Raw genomic sequence first — 20103 nt, 5'->3', positions numbered from 1 at the left:
TATGAAACTTCAGTGGATTTGCTTATAATAAAGAATTTCATAGTAGTAAAATTGCTTAAAGATGTAAAGGGGAAATTGAGAATGCGAAATAAAATGTTTAATTAATATAATCAATAAATACGCAAATGGTTAATATAACTAATGTATTTTTTGATTTTCTATATATTATGTTAGTAAGAATTGTATAAGGAGGTAGTATAAAATAGTGGAAGAAAATGTACAAGCTCAGCTTTCGCCACCGTGGATCACATATTTTAATGAATTAAAAAATTCAATAGGTGCTGATCCAACTGTTACAGTTGGGCCGCTTATTCCTGTTGGTGGTAATTATATTATTTTAGTGCATGCGTTAAGTAATGAAAAAGCGAGAGCATTAGCAACGCTTTTAAAATCTTTTGTACAATTTGGGAATGTAAGTGTGACAGTTATTGTAACGAATAATGAGAATGAAATTGTAAATCCATTTCCTTGTCCACTAGATGCATTTGAAATAGCTCATTTATTTCAAGTAGCACTAGAAAATAATCCTTATTTTGAACAAGTTGTGGTACAGCCTCAGTTCCCTGGCGGACCGAATGTTGTCTTTCCGGTTTTCGCCGCGGAAGTCATTCAGTTTTTCAATGACGATATTTCTAACTTATGTCAAACGTTTACAGGTGTTGCTGCCAATGTATTTCGTGATGTAATGAATGATGAGGTTTGTGATAGCCCAATATTATTTTGAACAAGTTGTGTTATGAACAGTGAAAATACACAATTACAAAATAAAGATTTAACACCAAAATTGTTTTATTAGACTATAAAAAGACATTTTCATGAATAGAAAATGTCTTTTTTATGCACCAATAGTGTGCAGATTGGACAATTGTAGGTTAGCAGGAATAATCTTCAATTAATTAAAAATTTTCTAAATCTCAAATTTCATGGAAAGATAGTGATTTTGACTTAAGAATATATAGAAAATGAGGAATGATTTATATTAGCTGAAAGGGAATTGATATTGGAAGTTTTAATTTAATAATGTAGGGGGATTTTTTCTAATATCCGTAAAAATGATTGATACCTTGATTGATAGGACGAGATTACATAACAAATGAATAGTAGGGTATATTTCAAATATGAGAATGTTTTATATGGTATATATGTTAAAGTTAATAGAAATATTTCTGAAAGAGAATATATTTTTTAAAACAGTAACGATTCTTTTTATTTATATTATAGATAGCTAGTTTTAGAGAGATAAGGCTTACAATAAAACAAGCTATGAATAAGACATTAAAAAGGAGCTGGAATGTATGGGTTATATTGTAGATATTTCAAAATGGAATGGAACTATCAATTGGGATATTGCAGCATCTCAGCTAGATTTAGTGATTGCTAGAGTTCAAGATGGCTCTAATACGGTAGATTTTATGTATCAAAATTATGTTAGTGAAATGAAAAAGTATAGTATCCCATTTGGTAATTATGCTTTTTGCCGTTTTATATCTATTACTGATGCAAAGAAAGAGGCACAAGATTTTTGGAATCGTGGTGATCAATCAGCTAAGTTTTGGGTGGCGGACGTAGAAGTTCAAACGATGGCAGATATGCAAGGCGGGACACAGGCATTTATTGATGAATTACGCCGTTTAGGTGCGGAAAAAGTAGGATTATATGTAGGGCATCACATGTATTTATCATTTGGAGCACGTAATATTGAAGCTGATTTCGTATGGATCCCTCGTTATGGAGGGAATAAGCCAGCATATCCATGTGATATTTGGCAATATACGGATTCAGGGAATGTTCCTGGGATTGGGAAATGTGATCTGAATCGATTAGTAGGAAATAAGTCACTTTCTTGGTTTATAGATTCGAACAAAGCAAATCAATCTAACATAGTGTATAAACAGCAACTGAATGGCATTGGTATTGCAGTTTCGAAATATCCTGATGGATACGGAATAAATTTATATGAAAACCCCATGGATCCTCAATTTACAGGTGCACTCACTCAGAAAATTCCATATTTAATCTTAACAGGTTATTGGGGAGGCGGTGAGCAAGATATGATTTGTTTAGGGAACGATAAGCAGTGGACATATTTAAAACATTTTAAGGTGAAATGGTTTTATGCAACTTCGAAATATCCTGTCGGCTACAGAGTAAATTATTATGAGGAGCCTGAATGTATGAATTATAAAGGAAATATAGATGGATCGACATCTTTTCGAGTGTGGGGTAGAGTGGGAAATGCGGTAGATATCGGGCAGAATAGTTGGATACCTGAAAAACATGTAAGTATTAAGTAACTATAGCAGCTGTGTTGTTTTTGAGGTGTATGTAAAGAGTCTTCTTACTATAATAGTAAGAAGACTCTTGATTTTTAAAAATGGAAATGCATGATACATAGTCAACTCATATGAAATGAATTACATGCAGAAAACACACTGTTTTCACAATGCCTGTGTATAGTTAATTTGCATAATGATAAAAGTGAGGTATTTGAATTGAAAAAGAAAAAAATATTTATTGGAACAATTATTTCATGCGTGATGCTAGCATTATCTGCATGTGGTTCTTCAGACAACGTAGTAACATCAAAAGTAGGAAATGTTACAGAGAAAGAATTAAGTAAAGAATTAAGACAACAATATGGAGAAAGTACTTTATATCAAATGATGTTAAGTAAGGCATTGTTAGATAAATATAAAGTTTCGGATGAGGAAGCAAAAAAGAAAGTAGAAGAAGCAAAAGATAAAATGGGTGAGAACTTTAAATCAACTTTAGAACAACTTGGATTGAAAAATGAAGATGAATTAAAAGAAAAAATGAAGCCAGAAATTGCATTTGAGAAAGCGATTAAAGCAACAGTCACAGAAAAAGATGTGAAAGATAACTATAAACCAGAAATGAAAGTAAGTCACATTTTAGTGAAAGATGAAAAGACAGCTAAAGAAGTAAAGGAGAAAGTAAATGATGGTGAAGATTTTGCTGCCTTAGCAAAACAGTATTCAGAAGATACTGGTTCAAAGGAACAGGGCGGGGAAATATCTGGTTTTGCTCCTGGACAAACAGTGAAAGAATTTGAAGAAGCTGCGTATAAATTAGATGCAGGCCAAGTAAGTGATCCAGTTAAAACAACTTACGGTTACCATATTATTAAAGTGACGGATAAAAAAGAATTGAAGCCATTTGATGAAGTAAAGGAAAAAATTCGTAAAGATTTAGAACAACAAAGACTACAAGATACGACAGGTAAATGGAAACAACAAGTAGTCAATGATTTATTGAAAGATGCTGATATTAAAGTGAATAATAAAGAATTTAAAGATACATTTAAATTTCTAGAAAAGAAATAATGATTGTAATCATAATTAGAAAAGGGAACTCATATAGAGTTCCCTTTTCTAATTAGTGTGTGAGTTATAAATAGATAGTAAGACAATACAATATTACATTTAAATATTAAGAATTACAATGGAAAATAATGGATGGTAATTAAAGGTGCTATAATTATTTCAACGAAAGTGGATATTATACGGTTTTCATTATGCAAGTTTGTTACATATATTTATTCTTTAATAATGGATATCGAACATAATTTAAAAAATAATACATATAATGTTTTTGAATAAATATTTAATATGGATAATTAGTAAAAAGCTGAGCATTCGAATGGAAAGGATGTTCTTTTTGGTGTGAAAATTTTAGGATAAATAATGAATCGTATTAAACGCGTCATTTACCACATCAATAAATTAAGGTGGGGAGAATATATGAAAGTAATCTTTCAAGGAGAGGGCGGCGCGAAAATTTTTGAGTCATATGATGAAAATGTAAGTGATTTATTAGCTATATTAAAAGAAACGAAAGGGATTAAAATCGGGATTGTTGAGTATAAAGTGTTAAAGTACGAACTTTAATTATTTTCGTCATCCGAAAAAAGCGGATACAGAGAGAGAGTTACATATAATAGTACAACCTAAGTATATGTAATGAAATATAATAATAAAAATCACTGATTCAGTTTTGTAAAGTTTCATAGAGTATGTAAGAAAAGAGAGTGTTGTAAATGCTCTCTTTTCTTATGCTTTGTGAGTTCGTTCATCATAGTATATGTTTTCAGTTATAGATGGTTAATAAACAAAAAAATTTAAAACTTTTTTGTTTAGGCAGGGATTTTATATTTGAGTAAATAAATATACTATGAAGTATTTTTTATACGAATATTGGAGGAGTATAAAATGAGTTTAGCAAGTTACATAGGCTGTAATGTAGAAATTCCGTTAACGGAGCCCGATTCTAATGATGTAATTGTTTTTGGACCATGTTTTGCAGATGAAAGTATGCTTGAAATTGTACAAGAGTATCAATTCCAAAAAAATTACATATATGAGGTTTCAACTAGTTGGGGAATTGAACTTGTCGAGTAGCAAAACGTAAAGGAAAAAAAAGAAGCGAAAGAAAAACTTTTAACTTTATGCAAGATTATGGAAGGTTATTTGGAAGATGGAGACTATTTCGAATTATTCAGTTGTTGGGTTGGTGATGAAGATAAGGAACGAGTAGGGGAATTGAAATTAAAAATAAATCATTTTAATATAGATGAATTATGTATTCCAGAAAGAACATTAGTTAGGATAGAAAAATAAACATTGAAATATTTTTTAAGAAAAGGCGATTTCACTTTGTGTGAAGTCGCCTTTTAGTTGTTATATGCATTTTACATAAGAAATGAGAAGTTTATTTGATAAAGGAAAAAAGTATGGAGATAAATAAAATTATGTTTTTTGTTAAAAAATAATAAGTATGGCTCTTCTCAAAAGAACGTAAGTTCGTGTATAATAAGAACGAATGTTCTTTTGAGAGGTAACCTAATTATAGTTTAGAAGTAAATCCGAGTTTAGTGAGTATTAAAAATAACTAAGGGATAGTATGGCTAAATAAATGTATAAATGATCAAGGAGATAAAAAATGAACGATGTAAAGATACAAAAAGAAGAAAGAGAGTGGGTTCCGTTTACAGTAATGTCCGAACAACTTTTAAATATGAGAAAGATTATTGGAGAGAAATTAAAAGTACAAAAACCGCTTTTAACAAATGAAGTAAAAGAGAGAATTTCTGATAAATTATTGACGTCATTACTGTCTGAGAAAGAAATATTGGTAACATATTTTGAAGATGGTTACATACTAACAAGCTACATGACTGTTGTACATATCAATCCGGTAAAACAAATTGTAATTTGTACAGACGCCTTTTATAAAAGTTACGTATTTAACGCTATGGATATTATTGAAATAACGTAAAAGAAGCTGAATATTAAATGGCAGCTTCTTTTATTTCTGATTTATGAGACAAATAATATAAGAAAAAGCAGCTAGCTTTGTGCTAGCTGCTGAGCCCCAGGGAAAGGGAGAAAAAGATAGGGTACTCCAAAATCGATAAGAGCTGTCAAACAGCCTGATTATAGTATAGACAAATTAAAATTTTCTATACAAAAAGTTGAACATAAGATTAGGCTGTACCCACTTGGTTTTGATCTGCAAGGTCAGAATCAAATGTATTGGTCGCGCTAACACCGCTAAAAGTATTAACAACAAAACCAACGTTTGATGCGCCGGAACCATTATAAGCTTTCGTATTTTCTTTCGGAGAAACGTTGTAGAAATCACCTAAGTTAAATGATCCATTACTATTTTGTACGACTAAATTTCCTACAACTGATGGCATAATTTTCACCTGCTTTATAATAAGTTGTTAACATTACTATATGGAGTTATAGTCCAGATGGTTCATATAATAAAAATTGTGGAATAGTAAAACGTTTGGAGCATGGATTTCAATAAAAGTGTGTTAAAATTAATATAATAAAGTTGAGTAATTTTTAAAAAAAATTTGTATAATTGATATATATGAAAATAAAGGAGGCAAAATGTAATGAAAGATATTATGAAAAAAGTTGATTTAACAGATGCCAAATCAAGTAATCTTGTTGCACTAATTTATAGTAATGAAGTTATATTAGTTGAAGACGCATTTTGTCCAAATGAAATAAAATTAAAGTTTAATGAAATTGCAATTTTATCTGCAATTAAAACAGCTCATATTGCGAAAGTGTCTATTAGGAAAGAACTTGAAGCGCTTTTTCATGATACGGGTGTTATATTAGTGAAACAAAATGTTGATTATGGTAGTAGCCAATCTATTACCATGCATTTTGAGCAATTTAAAAAGTTGCAAGATGAGATTGAATATTTAAATAAAAGTATGTAATAAGGCAGCTAAATAAAGGTTCTATCATAAAGGTGGAATGTGTTTTGTTGAAAAAGTGGTTTGAAAATTATTTGGGTGAATCGCATTGTAAACATAAATATATTTTTATTAAGATGCAGGATAATGAGGATTTTAAAAAAGGTACATTAGGTGTAGTTTATATTTACCAGTGTGAGAAATGTGGAAAAGAGAAGTTGAAATGTAAAAACGATAATGAAATAAACAATGAATTTTTAGATATATAGCAAAAAGTAACCATGATGGTTACTTTTTTTATTTATGTATGCAATATCAAAACCATTACTATAGTATGAGTTGATACTATAGTAAATGGCTGAATAAAAATGAAGAGAGTAAGATATAGGGAAGGAGGATGAGAGAAATGCAGAGAAAAGAAATTGGTAAATCTGTAATTATTACAGGTGTGACACAAGGGTTAGGACGTGCGATGGTTGATCGATTTCATGAATTAGGGTGGAACATATATGGTTGTGGACGTTCAAAAGATAAAATTGAGGAACTAAAAAAACAGTACAGTAAAATACATGATTTTCAAGTAATTGATGTTTCAGATTCTCAGCAAGTTAACAACTGGGCAAATTATATACTTAATAGACATACGGCTCCCGATATGATAATAAATAATGCATCGATTGTAAATCAAAATGCACAACTTTGGAAAATTACGGCTCAAGAATTTGAAAATGTAATGAATGTAAACGTGAATGGTGTAGTAAATGTAATAAGAGCGTTTGTTCCAGCAATGGTAGCTAGGAAAGAAGGAATTATCATCAATATGAGTTCTAGTTGGGGTAGAGCAGGTGAGGCTGAGCTTGCGCCATATTGTGCCTCGAAATTTGCTATTGAAGGTATCACTAAATCTATGGCCCTGGAATTACCCCATGGCATGGCTGTAGTTGCTTTAGATCCTGGAGGGAGTATTAGTACTCCAATGCTGAAGTCATGTGCGCCACAATATATAAATGAATCGCCTACACCTGAAACTTGGTCACATAAAGCAACTCAATATATATTGAATCTAACAATAGATAAAAATGGAGATTTGTTGACATGCCCAGCATGCATATAAAAAGCACATTACATCATTCACAAAATTACATCTGAAAAATAAAATGAAAGATTAAGGGTGGAATTTATTTATCCCGCTATTTGCCAATCAGTAAGACCCCCACCTCAAAATTCAGCGAAAGCAAAGAAGTTAGGTGGGTGATGAAGAAAACCCCACTGATCAAAGTTTCACTTTGTTTTGTAAGGTTTAGAAAATATTTAAATAGGTGATAAAAATGAATCCAAGCGGTTTAAAAGTGACAGGGGCATGGTTTCAAGTAGGGGGCAACCTTACAGCTGCTATTGGAACGACAAGAGGATTTATTGGAGAAGAGAAAGTTGAATCGGATCTTGTTATTGTAGGAAGCTCATTACAAGCCCTCGGGTATATATTACAAATCATTGCGAGCAATTATGATGATGGGGAAGAAAAAAGAGAAAATCAAAATATAGGCTTAGAGAATCAAAGTAAATTACTTGATCAAATAGGAATTGAGCTATTAGCATTAGGGAATATATCAAATGTAATAGGAACATATTTTAATATAAATGAACAATCGAAAGAAAATGATTATCTTATTATTACAGGGAACAGTTTACAATCGATCGGTGCTTTTTTAGGAGTAGAAGCAGCTTTGATGGATATAAATGTACTACAGAAAATTATTATATTAGGTAACTCCATGCAAAGTTTAGGTGCTGGATTACAAGCGTATCAAGGTGTTTCAAATGTATTGAAAGATGAGAGAGAAAATGAAGATAGTATTTTTGATAAGAAGGATGAGAGAATAATTGCACTCATTGGTATTTGGATACAAGCGATAGGAACGTTAATTTCTGCAATTGGAGTAACTGCAATAGAGGAAGAAAATAGGCTAGAAAACAATGAAAAGGTTGAAATACTTATATAAATAGAAGGAGATACATGAATTTCATAGGTACGTTAAGATTAAAATAGTAGTAGGTTTTTTTGCCTATAGATAGAATATATAAAGTAAGAGATGTTATATATACTTAATGAAAATTTATGTAACAACAACATCATAAGGTTTCTTTACGTATGTTTTGAAAAGGGATATATAAAATACAAAATAAGGAGTTTTCAAGGGATGATGTATTTATTAGCAATTTTTCTTCCACCTGTTGCTGTACTATTTTGTGGAAAACCAATTCAGGCAATAATAAATTTCATATTAACATTAATATTTTGGGTTCCAGGAGTTATACATGCAATTCTTGTAGTGCATGATAAAAAAGCTGATCGGCGTTTGAAAAAACAAATTCAAGCATATGATGAAATTAATAAGAGGAATCGAAGATAATTCATCTGTGAAATGTTTTTAAAAGAAAGGAGGATTAACCTCCTTTTTTTAGTGGGTGTTAAGTTTAAATTTTTGTGTGGCGGAAAGAATTTTTAATATAAGTTTTATGATAATAACTTTTAGATTGTGCATGTAATAGGCCAGTATAAATACTTTCTGGTACATTAAAGAAATCGTACATACCGTTCTTTAATTGGATTCGCAAAATCATAGAAAAAGGATTATAGCCAACAGCAACTATATTTTTTGAAATCACGGGAGATAGCTTCATCATTACGCAACTCCTCACTTTTCATTTTTAATAATTTCTTGTATATGTTGAGGTTGTGATGTTGAAATCCTTATAATTTAAGAGGTATTATACTTATATGCAATATATTAAATGTTTGTTATACGTAATTATAAGGAAGTTCACACGAAGTACATATCGTTGTGCTATTTTTATTTCACCTTTGATTTATAAATAAGAAAATATTGACCATTTGAAAAAAAGGTATATTATTTATACGAGGTATTAAAAATTCACTTTTTACATTCTATGCTTAAAGGGGCAGCGTTATTAGGAAAAATAGAAGTGAAAATAGTTTGTATAAGAAGTATTCTAAAATTTATAATCTGTGAATTGGGAAAATATTGAATGCTCCAGGTCAATATACTTTCTTAATCAAATGCATTTTAGAAAGTGACCTCAATATTTTTAAGTAAATCAACGGGAGAATTGAAAGGCAGGAGAAAGTAACATGTCAGAAAATTATCGTTCTCGAGAGGAACGACGACAAGTTAAAAAGAAAAAACAACCAGCTTCTAAAACACAAAAACCAAAAGGTAAAACATCATTCTTTCGCAAGTTTTTAATTACTTGTTTATTACTTGGTATTGTTGGTTTAGTGGCGGGGGTTGCTACCTTTTTCGTAATGATTAAGGATGCACCAAAACTTGAGAAAGCAAAACTTGTTAATCCGTTATCCTCAAAAATTTATGATAAAAACGGGGATTTGGTATATGAATATGGAAAAGAAAAAAGGACGAATGTTACGTATGAGCAAATACCTAAATTAGTAGAAAATGCATTTTTAGCGACAGAAGATTCACGTTTTTATGAGCATAGCGGAGTAGATTTTAAAGGTACTGCGCGTGCTGTTCTAGTAAGTCTTAAAGGAGATTACGGTTCTCAAGGTGGAAGTACGATAACACAGCAAGTTATTAAAAACTACTTCTTATCAATGGACAAAACACCAAAGCGTAAGGCACAAGAAATATATTTAGCTTATAAGCTAGAACAACAGTATTCAAAACATGAAATATTAGAGATGTACTTAAATAAAATTAACTTAGGAAACCGTTCATATGGGATCGCAACAGCAGCACAAAACTACTATGGTAAAGAATTGAAGGACTTAACATTACCAGAAGTTGCGATGCTGGCAGGTTTACCGAAAGCACCGAATAACTATGATCCAACGAAAAAAGAAAATGTTCAAAAAGCAACAGAAAGAAGAAATGTTGTTCTAAACTTAATGAATCGACATGGATATATAACAAAACAGGAAATGGAAGAAGCATCAAAAGTTGACGTAGAAAAGGGACTCAAGCCTGCAACTCAACTACAAACAATGCCATACCCTGCATTTATGGATGCAGTTGTGAAAGAAGTAGAAAAAGAATTGCCAGATGCTAATATTGGTTCTGATGGTTTAGAAATTTATACAACGTTAGATCCGAAAGCGCAGAAACTTGCTGATAATATTTTAAATAATAATATCATTGATTATCCGAACGATAAATTCCAAGGTGCATTTACATTTATGGATACGAAAACAGGAGAAGTTCGTGCTATAGGTAGTGGCCGTGGAGAAAATAAAGCTGTATTTAAAGGGCATAATATGGCAATTGAATTAGATCGTGCAGCTGGTTCAACGATGAAGCCGATTTTCGACTACGCTCCTGCAATTGAATATTTAAAATGGGCTACGTACCATCAAATTGATGACTCTCCATTTAAGTATTCAACGGGACAAGAAGTACGAAATTCAGATAGAAGTCATATGGGCCCTATTACAATGCGTGTAGCATTAGAAAAGTCACGAAATATCCCAGCAATTAAGACTGCGAAAGAAGTTGGAATTAATAAATCAAAAGACTTCTCTGAGAAATTAGGCATTACATTTAATACGGCACCGACTGAATCAACAGCGATTGGTACAAATGAAGTATCACCAACTGAAATAGCGGGCGCTTATGCGGCATTTGGTAATGATGGTAAATATACGAAACCGCATTTTGTTAAGAAAGTCGTTTATCCAGATGGTAAGTCACAAAGTTTTGGACAAAAACCAAAACAAGTTATGACAGATTCTACAGCATATATGATTACAGATATGCTTCGTTCTGTAGTTACATCAGGTACTGGTACATCTGCAAATATAGCATCTTTAGATGTAGCTGGTAAAACGGGTACGACAAACTACTCATCAAAACAATTAGCTCAATATAAAATTCCAGAAAGTGCAACTCGTGATAGTTGGTTTGCTGGATATACACCGCAATATACGATGGCAGTATGGACAGGGTATATGAAAGATGGTAAAGACGAGTATATTAGTAGTAAAAATACGAAAATTGCACAGTTGATCTTTAAAGAAATGATGAGTGAAATGGCTACAGATAAATCACGCTTTAAAATGCCAAGTAGCGTTATTCAAGAAGGTAGTGAGCTACGTATAAAAGGTGAAAAACGTGATTCATCGCCAAATACTAGCGTACCGGATACAACGGAGCAACCAAAACAAGATCAACAGCAAAAAACTGAAGAAGAGAAAAAGCAAGAAGAATTAAAGAAACAAGAAGAACTGAAAAAACAAGAAGAGCAAAAGAAACAAGAGGAACTTAAGAAGCAAGAAGAACAAAAGAAACTAGAAGAGCAAAAGAAACAAGAAGAAGAAAAGAAACAAAATGAACAAAATAACGGAAATGGTCAAGGAACGACACCTCCAGCGAATAACGGAGGAGGCCAAGGAACGACACCTCCAGCAAATAACGGAGGAGGTCAAGGAACGACACCTCCAGCGAATAACGGAGGAGGCCAAGGAACGACACCTCCAGCAAATAACGGAGGAGGCCAAGGAACGACACCTCCAGCGAATAATAATGGAGGTCAAGGAACTCCAACCCCACCTGCAACAGTACAACCAAATAATGGTGGAAATGCAGGAGAGGTTCCTGCCAATAATGGACAATAAGAAAAATTTATAGAAAAGTTTTCAAAAGAGCACTTAAGATTTGTAGGAATTTACAATCTTAAGTGCTTTTTTTATTTTGCTACAGAAAATGTAATGTTAAGGGCTGGATAGAAGAAAAAGAGTGAATTAACGTAAAGAGAGGAAAGTCTATTTGCAAAAGATGGTATGTGTTGGTTATCCCGCAAAGTGACTAACTGTGATGAATCATATAAAGTATTAAATAAGTAAAAATTATATTCAAATCTTTAATAAATATCTTTCTTTAATGGTTACTTTAGTTGGGGGAATAATTTAAAAAGTCGAATTTCTTATTTAGGAAATTCGACTTTTTATGTTGAAACTGGAGTGAGGTTAATCTTTATTGCAATGTAGGGGGAATACAGTGATGGCTATTAAATGTTAAACGTGCCATAAAAATTTTGAAAATAAATTGATGGGAAATGATAAAAGACTTGAGCCTGAGGTGGTGGAGCGTAGCTAGGGTGATAAAAGGTAGTGCTACTTGGATGGGCACCATGATGCCAAAATGAAGGGGTAGCTTGACCTGGTGATTGGTATTGTTGCCAAATTGCTGGAAGTTCAATGCCGACATCGGAACTTGCTGTATGAACGGCGGGGGCATGTATTTCGGGTATCGAAGGAACCGCGACAGTTACTCTTGATGATAATACCCACATAAAATAATCACTCCTAAGTTGTGATAATAAATTAGTATATTCTTTTCACACGTATAAAGGTACATATATAGGACTTTCGTTTAAAACATGCGTACAAAGTCTTAAGACTAATGTAAGCTGATGGTGGACTATTTAATATGAAAAGATACGTCTATTTGCGGAGGGAAAAGAGATCAATAAAATGTACAATGAGGGTGTTAATCGTAATATTTTACGAGTGTATGGAGGTATTTTTATGGAACGATTATGGACGAAATCATTTATTCAAATGACTTTCGCAATGTTATTTTTATTTACAGGATTTTATTTACTTGTTCCAACGCTCCCGCTCTTTATTAAAGAGATAGGTGGCAATGAATCGCAAGTTGGACTCATGATGGGAATGTTTACAATAGCTGCTGTTGTAATACGACCGATTATTGGAGGAATGTTAGATCAATATGGTAGAAGATCCTTTATTATTTTCGGACTCATCTTTTTTGGATTAACGATGTATTCCTATAATATAGCATCGACTATTGTCCTTTTAGCTGTTTTACGTGTTATTCACGGAGTAACATGGGCTGTTTCTACAACAGCTGTTGGAACAGCAATAACGGATATTATTCCAGATTCACGCCGCGGTGAAGGTATGGGTTGGTACGGGATGGCGATGACAATTGCAATGGCGATCGGACCTATGATTGGATTATGGGTTGTGCAAAATTATTCATTTCATGGTCTGTTTTTATTAGCGACGTTGTTATCTTTTATGGCAGTCGTATTATCACTAATAACGAAGATGCCATTTACGCCACAAAAAGAAAAAGGGAAAATTCAGCTATTTGAGAAATCCGTATTAACAATCACGATTGTAGTATTCTTTTTATCGTTTGCATATGGAGGAATAACAACCTTTTTACCGTTATTTGCATCATCAATTCATGTAAACCCGGGAACTTTCTTTCTTGTATATGCAATTGCATTAACAATTGTAAGACCAATTTCAGGGAAACTATTAGATAAGTATGGAGAAGTATTCATCATACTCCCAGCATTATGTATTACTATTTTAGCTATAGTTGTTTTAACTATTTCAAATGGTTTGTTAGGTGTAATTATCGCAGCAACATTATACGGTATTGGATTTGGATCAGCGCAGCCAGCTTTGCAAGCGGCAATGCTTACAATTGTTGATCCGAGTAAAAGAGGAGTTGCAAATGCTTCATTTTTTACAGCGTTTGATTTAGGAATCGGGTTAGGTGCTATTTTACTTGGAGTTGTTTCACAAATGTTTGGTTATCGTATTTTATTTTCAGGGAGTGCAATTTCGGCATTAATAGCCTTAATTATTTTCGTCTTCTTTGTAAAACAACGATTAGGAAAAAAAGAGTTTGCGTAAACTGGAGGAATAAAGATGAAAATTTCAATTGATCGTAAAGCTCTGCAATGGTTCCAGGAAGAATTACGTATAAAGCACGGTGAATCTGTACGTTTTACTGTAAGGTACGGAGGGGATAGTTCAATTCAGCCCGGATATTCTTTAGGGGTTGTTGCTGAGAAACCAGAGGGGGAAATAGTGTCAGTTGAGAAGGAAGGTATTATATTTTTTGTAGATTCTGATGATCTTTGGTATTTTCAAAACTATGATTTATTTGTAAGTTATCATGAGGAGATGGAAGAAATTCAATTTAATTATGTAAAATAATAACTTTATTAAAAATGAATAAGTTTTATATAAAAATTATATTTAAGAGATAGTGAAATAAATATCATATAGTAACGAGCTGTATTTATGTACAGCTCGTTTTTTTTATTTCTCAAATAAAATTAGAATAATTGTATATTTGGCGGTGTTATATGAAAAATCTTTATATCTTGTTTTTGAAAATACGCAAAGAAGTCTATTCTTTCTTTATAAAATATAAGAATTATTTTCAAAAAATTGTATTGTTACAGTAAGAAAAGTGTAGGAAACTTATCATTATAAAATAAATTGAAATCTTCTAAAAACTCTGATACATTGAAATAGAAATGTAGTTTCACAATATTGTAAAGGCTTACAGTTATGTGCACGAAGATCTATTAGGATTGGAGGAAATAATGATGAAAGCTGAAGAAAAATTTTCCCCGGGATTAGATGGTATAGTGGCAGCGGAGACGAAAATCTCGTTTCTTGACACAGTAAAAGGTGAAATTGTAATTCAAGGGTATGACTTAATCGAACTCTCAAAAACAAAAGAGTATTTAGACATTGTGCACCTTTTATTGGAGGAACACCTACCGAATGAAGATGAAAAAGCAACACTTGAAAAGAAATTAAAAGAAGAATATGCAGTACCAGAAGGTGTATTCAACGTACTAAAGGCATTGCCTAAAGAGACGCATCCCATGGATGGATTACGTACAGGTGTGTCAGCGTTAGCTGGTTACGATAATGATATCGAAAACCGCTCGTTAGAAGTGAATAAAAGCCGAGGCTACAAGCTGTTAAGTAAAGTGCCAAACATTGTAGCGAATAGCTATCATATTTTAAATAATGAGGAGCCAATTGAACCTCTTAAAGAATTATCTTATAGTGCGAATTTCTTCTATATGTTAACTGGTAAAAAACCAACTGAACTTGAGGAAAAGATCTTTGATCGTTCCCTTGTTTTATATAGTGAGCATGAAATGCCAAACTCTACATTTACAGCTCGCGTTATTGCATCAACACAATCAGATTTATACGGTGCTTTAACAGGTGCAGTTGCATCTTTAAAAGGAAGTTTACATGGCGGTGCAAATGAAGCGGTTATGTACATGCTTTTAGAAGCTGGTAATGTTGAGAAATTTGAAGAGTTATTACAGAAGAAATTATATAACAAAGAAAAAATTATGGGCTTTGGACACCGTGTTTATATGAAGAAGATGGATCCAAGAGCACTTATGATGAAGGAAGCTTTAAAACAGTTATGTGATGTAAAAGGTGATTATACACTATATGAAATGTGTGAAGCTGGAGAAAAGATTATGGAAAAAGAAAAAGGAATTTATCCAAATCTTGATTATTATGCAGCTCCAGTATATTGGATGCTAGGTATTCCAATTCAACTTTACACACCTATCTTCTTTAGCTCTAGAACAGTGGGATTATGTGCGCACGTTATTGAGCAACATGCAAATAATCGTTTGTTCCGTCCGCGTGTAAATTATATTGGCGAGCGACATGTACTTAGTAAATAAGAACAACTGGGGAGTTGTTAGCACCGCCCGCCAGATGGGTGTTTGACCGACACCCATCATTAATAATAACGAATTTTCGACAGAAAGGGAAGGATAGCATGATTAAAACAAATGAAATTAAGCAAAAAGATGCATTATTAGAAGAGATTACGGATTATGTATTAAATAAAGAGGTTACTAGTGCAGAAGCATTCAGTACAGCTCGTTACGTATTACTTGATACACTTGGATGTGGAATTTTAGCATTACAATATCCAGAATGTACGAAATTACTAGGACCAGTTGTGCCAGGAACAGTCGTGCCAAATGGTACACGTGTACCAGGTACGTCTTATGTACTAGATCCAGTAAAAGGTGCATTTAATATCGGATGTATGATCCGTTGGTTAGACTATAACGATACTTGGCTTGCAGCAGAGTGGGGACATCCATCTGATAACCTAGGCGGAATTTTAGCCGTCGCAGATTATATTAGCCGTGTTCGTATTTCAGAAGGAAAAGAAGCTTTAAAAGTACGTGAAGTATTAGAAATGATGATTAAAGCACATGAAATTCAAGGCGTGCTTGCTTTAGAAAACAGCTTAAACAGAGTTGGTCTTGACCATGTATTATATGTAAAAGTAGCAACAACTGCAGTAGTTGCGAAAATGCTTGGCGGAACACGTGAAGAAATCTTTAATGCATTATCACATGCGTGGATTGATAATTCTAGTCTTCGTACATATCGTCATGCTCCAAATACGGGCTCACGTAAATCATGGGCTGCAGGTGACGCAACGAGCCGCGGTGTTCATCTTGCAATGACTGCTCTAAAAGGTGAAATGGGTTATCCAACAGCATTATCTGCGCCAGGATGGGGATTCCAAGATGTATTATTCAATAAACAAGAATTAAAATTAGCAAGACCACTAGAGTCATATGTAATGGAAAATGTATTATTTAAAGTGTCATATCCAGCAGAATTCCATGCACAAACAGCTGCAGAATGTGCAGTGAAGTTGCATCCGGAAATTAAAGAGAGATTGGATGAAATTGACCGCATTACAATTACAACTCATGAATCAGCAATTCGTATTATTGATAAAGAAGGTCCATTAAATAACCCAGCTGATCGTGATCATTGCTTACAATACATTACGGCAATTGGTTTATTAAAAGGAGATATCGTTGCAGACGATTATGAAGATGCAGTAGCAAACGATCCACGTGTAGACGAATTACGTAATAAGATGGTTGTTGTTGAAAACAAACAGTACAGTTTAGATTACCTTGACCCGAACAAGCGCTCAATCGCCAACGCTGTTCAAGTTCACTTTAAAGATGGCACAGTAACAGAAAATGTGGAATGTGAATATCCACTTGGTCACCGTTTCCGTAGAGACGAAGCAATTCCAAAAGTTGTTCAAAAATTCACTGCAAATATGGCAGGTCATTATTCTAGTAAGCAACAAGAACAAATTCATGAAGTTTGTTTAAATGAAGAAAAGCTAGAAAATATGAATGTAAATGAATTTGTAGATCTATTCTTAATTTAATAATAGGGGGAATTTAGAATGGCTTGGGTTGTGAAAAAGCAGTCAACACAAGAGGAGCTTGCGAATCGATTCCGAGCTTTAGTAGAAGCAAATGAAATTTTGCAAATTCCAGGTGCTCATGATGCAATGGCGGCTTTAGTTGCAAAAAATACAGGTTTTTCAGCTCTTTATTTATCAGGAGCTGCTTATACTGCAAGTAAAGGCTTACCAGATTTAGGTATCGTGACGTCTACTGAAGTGGCTGAGAGAGCAAGAGATTTAGTAAGAGCTACAGACTTACCTGTTCTTGTTGACATTGATACAGGATTTGGTGGTGTACTAAATGTAGCGAGAACAGCTGTAGAAATGGTGGAAGCGAAAGTAGCAGCTGTCCAAATTGAAGATCAGCAATTACCAAAAAAATGTGGACATTTAAATGGTAAGAAACTTGTTACTACAGAAGAATTGGTTCAAAAAATTAAAGCGATTAAAGAAGTTGCACCGAGCTTATACATTGTAGCACGTACTGATGCTCGTGGCGTTGAAGGATTAGATGAAGCAATTGAAAGAGCAAATGCATATGTAAAAGCAGGTGCAGATGCAATTTTCCCTGAAGCGCTTCAATCAGAGGAAGAATTCCGTCTATTTAATAGCAAGGTAAATGCACCTTTACTTGCGAATATGACTGAATTCGGAAAAACTCCATATTATAGTGCAGAGGAATTTGCGAATATGGGCTTCCAAATGGTTATTTATCCTGTAACTTCACTTCGCGTTGCAGCGAAAGCGTATGAAAATGTGTTTACTTTAATTAAAGAAACAGGTTCTCAAAAAGATGCACTTTCTAATATGCAAACGAGAAGTGAATTATACGAAACAATTTCGTATCATGACTTTGAAGAGTTAGATACTGGTATTGCAAAAACAGTATTATCAGAAGATCAATAGATAAAGCAGCGAAGGCGATGAAAATACATCTTTGGCAAAATAAAATGCTTGATGTGAAAAATCATCGCCTTCTATTTTCAAAAAAGATATTCCACTCATCGTAGACGAGCATAAGCAAAAAGCTATGAAAGCCGAATGATAGGGGGATACATATGGAGAAAACGAAGTTACCATGGGATGAATTTTTTTCACTCAATAAAGATATAAATCATACTTACTTTACACCAGAAGATTTTTCAGGTGATGAAGATTTAATCGCAAAAACGACAGAACAATTCGTTAAACAAGAAATTGTTCCACAAATGGAGAATATTGAACAACATAACTATAAAGTTTCTCGTCAATTATTTGAGAAAGCTGGGGAACTTGGGTTATTAGGCATTGAGGTACCAGAAGATTATGGCGGGTTCGAGTTAGGAAAGGCTGTCTCAGGTCTTGTAGCAGAGAAAATGGGTTACGCTGGTGCGTTTAGCGTTTCTTTTAATATACACGCTGGTGTCGGTACATTGCCTTACATATATTATGGAACGAAAGAACAGAAAGAAAAATATTTACCGAAAATCGCATCGGGAGAATGGATTGGTGCTTATGCTTTAACTGAGCCAAATGCTGGTTCGGATGCATTAAGTGCAAAAACAAGCGCCGTATTGAATGAAGAGGGAACAGCTTGGAAGTTAAATGGTGAGAAGCAATGGATTACAAATGCTCATATGGCAGATGTATACGTTGTTTTTGCGAAGACAAATAAAGGAATGACAGCGTTTATTGTCGAAAGAACATGTGAAGGTGTATCTATTGGATTAGAAGAAAAGAAAATGGGGATTAAAGGTTCTTCAACAGCGACTCTTATTTTAGAAGATGTTGTCATCCCTGCTGAAAATGTTTTAGGGGAAGTTGGGAAAGGGCATCACGTAGCCCTTAATATTCTTAACTTTGCTAGACTTAAACTTGCTTTTGGAAATATTGGAACAGCAAAACAAGCAATTGGTTTGTCGGTTCAATATGGAAAAGAGCGAAAACAGTTCCAAACGGAATTAGTAGACTTTACGATGATTCAAGAAAAAATTGCAAATATGATCATTGCTACATATGGAGCAGAAAGTGCAGCTTATCGTACAGCAGGTGTAATCGATGAGGCAATTCATGAGAGCGATGAAGATCTTATGAAGAAAATGTCCCAATTTGCAATTGAATGTGCACTTAATAAAGTGAACGCTTCTGAAACACTTGCTTATATCGTAGATGAAGCTGTACAAATTCATGGTGGTTACGGTTATATGCAAGAGTATGAGGTAGAACGATTATATCGTGATGCTAGAATTAGTCGTATTTTTGAAGGAACGAATGAAATTAATAGATTAACAGTTGCCAAAATGTTAATGAAGCAAATCGAACAATTAGAAGATACTGAAGTAGAAAGTGATGTAGCAAATGTCGAAAGAAACCATCGTTACATTTTATTAGCGAAAAAATTGTTGAAACAATCTTTGAAAACGCTCTCTAAAACTCCAGGTCTAAAAATCGACCAAGAACAAGAATATTCACGTGTAATTTCAAATATGTTGACGGACGTGTACGTCATGGAATCAGCGTTTTTACGTACGAGAAAAGCGGTAAGTAAAAATGGTGAGGAAAAAGAACGTACGAAGCAACTCATAACGGATGTTATTTGTGAAGAAGGATACCGTAAAGTAGAAGAAGCAGCGATTTCTGTACTTTCGGCGGCTGTCACAGAAGAACAAGATAGACATGTGATTTTAGCTGAAATCCGTCAATTATTAGTACCTTTATACACGAACGTATTTACGAAGAAGAGAGAAATTGCGAAAGCTATTATAAATCGCGGGAAATATATTGTGTAAATAGGAG

Annotated in this window: 20 protein-coding genes and 2 pseudogenes; 19 read left to right on the top strand and 3 right to left on the bottom strand. The window is 33.4% G+C overall.

Translation table 11 applies throughout. The features are described 5' to 3' along the window. Positions 1–205 precede the first annotated feature (205 nt). From ACS2FK_RS18965 to ACS2FK_RS18935, 7 genes and pseudogenes are all read left to right on the top strand, one after another. Positions 206–796 (top strand): annotated as a pseudogene (locus ACS2FK_RS18965) (hypothetical protein). A gap of 499 nt (positions 797–1295) precedes the next feature. Further along, positions 1296–2294, top strand: coding sequence for a glycoside hydrolase family 25 protein (locus tag ACS2FK_RS18960; protein WP_063547168.1), 999 nt, complete (start codon positions 1296–1298; stop codon positions 2292–2294). A gap of 198 nt (positions 2295–2492) precedes the next feature. Next, positions 2493–3344 carry a peptidylprolyl isomerase PrsA gene (locus ACS2FK_RS18955; RefSeq protein WP_063547169.1) on the top strand — a complete coding sequence of 284 codons (852 nt, stop codon included), beginning with the start codon at positions 2493–2495 and terminating at the stop codon, positions 3342–3344. Between the two features lie 417 nt (positions 3345–3761). Next, a pseudogene (locus ACS2FK_RS18950) lies at positions 3762–3981 on the top strand (hypothetical protein). Between the two features lie 248 nt (positions 3982–4229). Further along, positions 4230–4418 (top strand): hypothetical protein, encoded by a 189-nt coding sequence (locus tag ACS2FK_RS18945; RefSeq protein WP_063547170.1) that lies wholly within the window; start codon positions 4230–4232, stop codon positions 4416–4418. 69 nt (positions 4419–4487) lie between these two features. Continuing rightward, the gene (locus tag ACS2FK_RS18940; RefSeq protein WP_015406475.1) at positions 4488–4637 is read left to right on the top strand and encodes a hypothetical protein; all 150 of its coding nucleotides are present in this window, start codon (positions 4488–4490) and stop codon (positions 4635–4637) included. A 322-nt stretch (positions 4638–4959) separates the two neighbouring features. Continuing rightward, entirely contained in the window at positions 4960–5295 is a 336-nt protein-coding gene (locus ACS2FK_RS18935) for a YolD-like family protein (RefSeq protein WP_063547171.1), read from the top strand. A gap of 208 nt (positions 5296–5503) precedes the next feature. Here the strand turns inward: ACS2FK_RS18935 and gerPF are convergent, their stop codons facing one another. Beyond that, a complete protein-coding gene (gerPF, locus tag ACS2FK_RS18930) occupies positions 5504–5719 on the bottom strand; it encodes a spore germination protein GerPF (protein ID WP_001141569.1) in 216 nt (71 codons plus the stop codon). 207 nt (positions 5720–5926) lie between these two features. On the opposite strand from gerPF, the gene ACS2FK_RS18925 reads away from it, so the two are divergent. From ACS2FK_RS18925 to ACS2FK_RS18905, 5 genes are all read left to right on the top strand, one after another. Further along, positions 5927–6262, top strand: coding sequence for a hypothetical protein (locus tag ACS2FK_RS18925; protein ID WP_063547172.1), 336 nt, complete (start codon positions 5927–5929; stop codon positions 6260–6262). Between the two features lie 44 nt (positions 6263–6306). Next, on the top strand, positions 6307–6507 hold the full coding sequence (locus ACS2FK_RS18920) for a hypothetical protein (RefSeq protein WP_063547173.1): 201 nt from the start codon (positions 6307–6309) through the stop codon (positions 6505–6507). Positions 6508–6644: 137 nt separating this feature from the next. Next, positions 6645–7352 (top strand): SDR family oxidoreductase, encoded by a 708-nt coding sequence (locus tag ACS2FK_RS18915; RefSeq protein WP_063547174.1) that lies wholly within the window; start codon positions 6645–6647, stop codon positions 7350–7352. A gap of 214 nt (positions 7353–7566) precedes the next feature. Beyond that, the gene (locus tag ACS2FK_RS18910) at positions 7567–8241 is read left to right on the top strand and encodes a DUF6944 family repetitive protein (protein ID WP_001069869.1); all 675 of its coding nucleotides are present in this window, start codon (positions 7567–7569) and stop codon (positions 8239–8241) included. Positions 8242–8439: 198 nt separating this feature from the next. After that, a complete protein-coding gene (locus ACS2FK_RS18905) occupies positions 8440–8652 on the top strand; it encodes a YqaE/Pmp3 family membrane protein (RefSeq protein WP_000990219.1) in 213 nt (70 codons plus the stop codon). Between the two features lie 64 nt (positions 8653–8716). Here the strand turns inward: ACS2FK_RS18905 and ACS2FK_RS18900 are convergent, their stop codons facing one another. Next, positions 8717–8926: a KTSC domain-containing protein gene (locus ACS2FK_RS18900; protein ID WP_000977080.1), complete on the bottom strand. Its 210-nt coding sequence runs from the start codon at positions 8924–8926 to the stop codon at positions 8717–8719. A gap of 466 nt (positions 8927–9392) precedes the next feature. Between ACS2FK_RS18900 and ACS2FK_RS18895 the strand changes: the two genes are divergently transcribed. After that, on the top strand, positions 9393–11891 hold the full coding sequence (locus ACS2FK_RS18895) for a transglycosylase domain-containing protein (RefSeq protein ID WP_001293956.1): 2499 nt from the start codon (positions 9393–9395) through the stop codon (positions 11889–11891). 392 nt (positions 11892–12283) lie between these two features. Here the strand turns inward: ACS2FK_RS18895 and ACS2FK_RS18890 are convergent, their stop codons facing one another. Next, complete coding sequence (locus ACS2FK_RS18890) at positions 12284–12568, bottom strand: hypothetical protein (protein WP_063547175.1); 285 nt, start codon at positions 12566–12568, stop codon at positions 12284–12286. A 235-nt stretch (positions 12569–12803) separates the two neighbouring features. Between ACS2FK_RS18890 and ACS2FK_RS18885 the strand changes: the two genes are divergently transcribed. From ACS2FK_RS18885 to ACS2FK_RS18860, 6 genes are all read left to right on the top strand, one after another. Further along, the gene (locus tag ACS2FK_RS18885; RefSeq protein WP_014482022.1) at positions 12804–13949 is read left to right on the top strand and encodes an MFS transporter; all 1146 of its coding nucleotides are present in this window, start codon (positions 12804–12806) and stop codon (positions 13947–13949) included. 15 nt (positions 13950–13964) lie between these two features. Continuing rightward, positions 13965–14255: a HesB/YadR/YfhF family protein gene (locus tag ACS2FK_RS18880; RefSeq protein ID WP_000703228.1), complete on the top strand. Its 291-nt coding sequence runs from the start codon at positions 13965–13967 to the stop codon at positions 14253–14255. Positions 14256–14650: 395 nt separating this feature from the next. After that, a complete protein-coding gene (gene mmgD, locus ACS2FK_RS18875) occupies positions 14651–15772 on the top strand; it encodes a citrate synthase (protein ID WP_001987369.1) in 1122 nt (373 codons plus the stop codon). 98 nt (positions 15773–15870) lie between these two features. Beyond that, positions 15871–17307, top strand: a complete 1437-nt coding sequence (prpD, locus tag ACS2FK_RS18870; protein ID WP_000598139.1) for a 2-methylcitrate dehydratase — start codon at positions 15871–15873, stop codon at positions 17305–17307. An 18-nt stretch (positions 17308–17325) separates the two neighbouring features. After that, positions 17326–18234, top strand: coding sequence for a methylisocitrate lyase (gene prpB, locus ACS2FK_RS18865; protein ID WP_000312640.1), 909 nt, complete (start codon positions 17326–17328; stop codon positions 18232–18234). A gap of 152 nt (positions 18235–18386) precedes the next feature. Next, a complete protein-coding gene (locus ACS2FK_RS18860) occupies positions 18387–20096 on the top strand; it encodes an acyl-CoA dehydrogenase family protein (RefSeq protein WP_000415995.1) in 1710 nt (569 codons plus the stop codon). Positions 20097–20103: the final 7 nt, after the last annotated feature.

The sequence above is a fragment of the Bacillus cereus group sp. BceL220 genome (assembly GCF_051776965.1).
GTDB lineage: Bacteria > Bacillota > Bacilli > Bacillales > Bacillaceae_G > Bacillus_A > Bacillus_A cereus.
The sequence above is the reverse complement of the archived record's forward strand: the minus strand, read 5'-3'. Positions and strand labels throughout refer to the sequence as shown.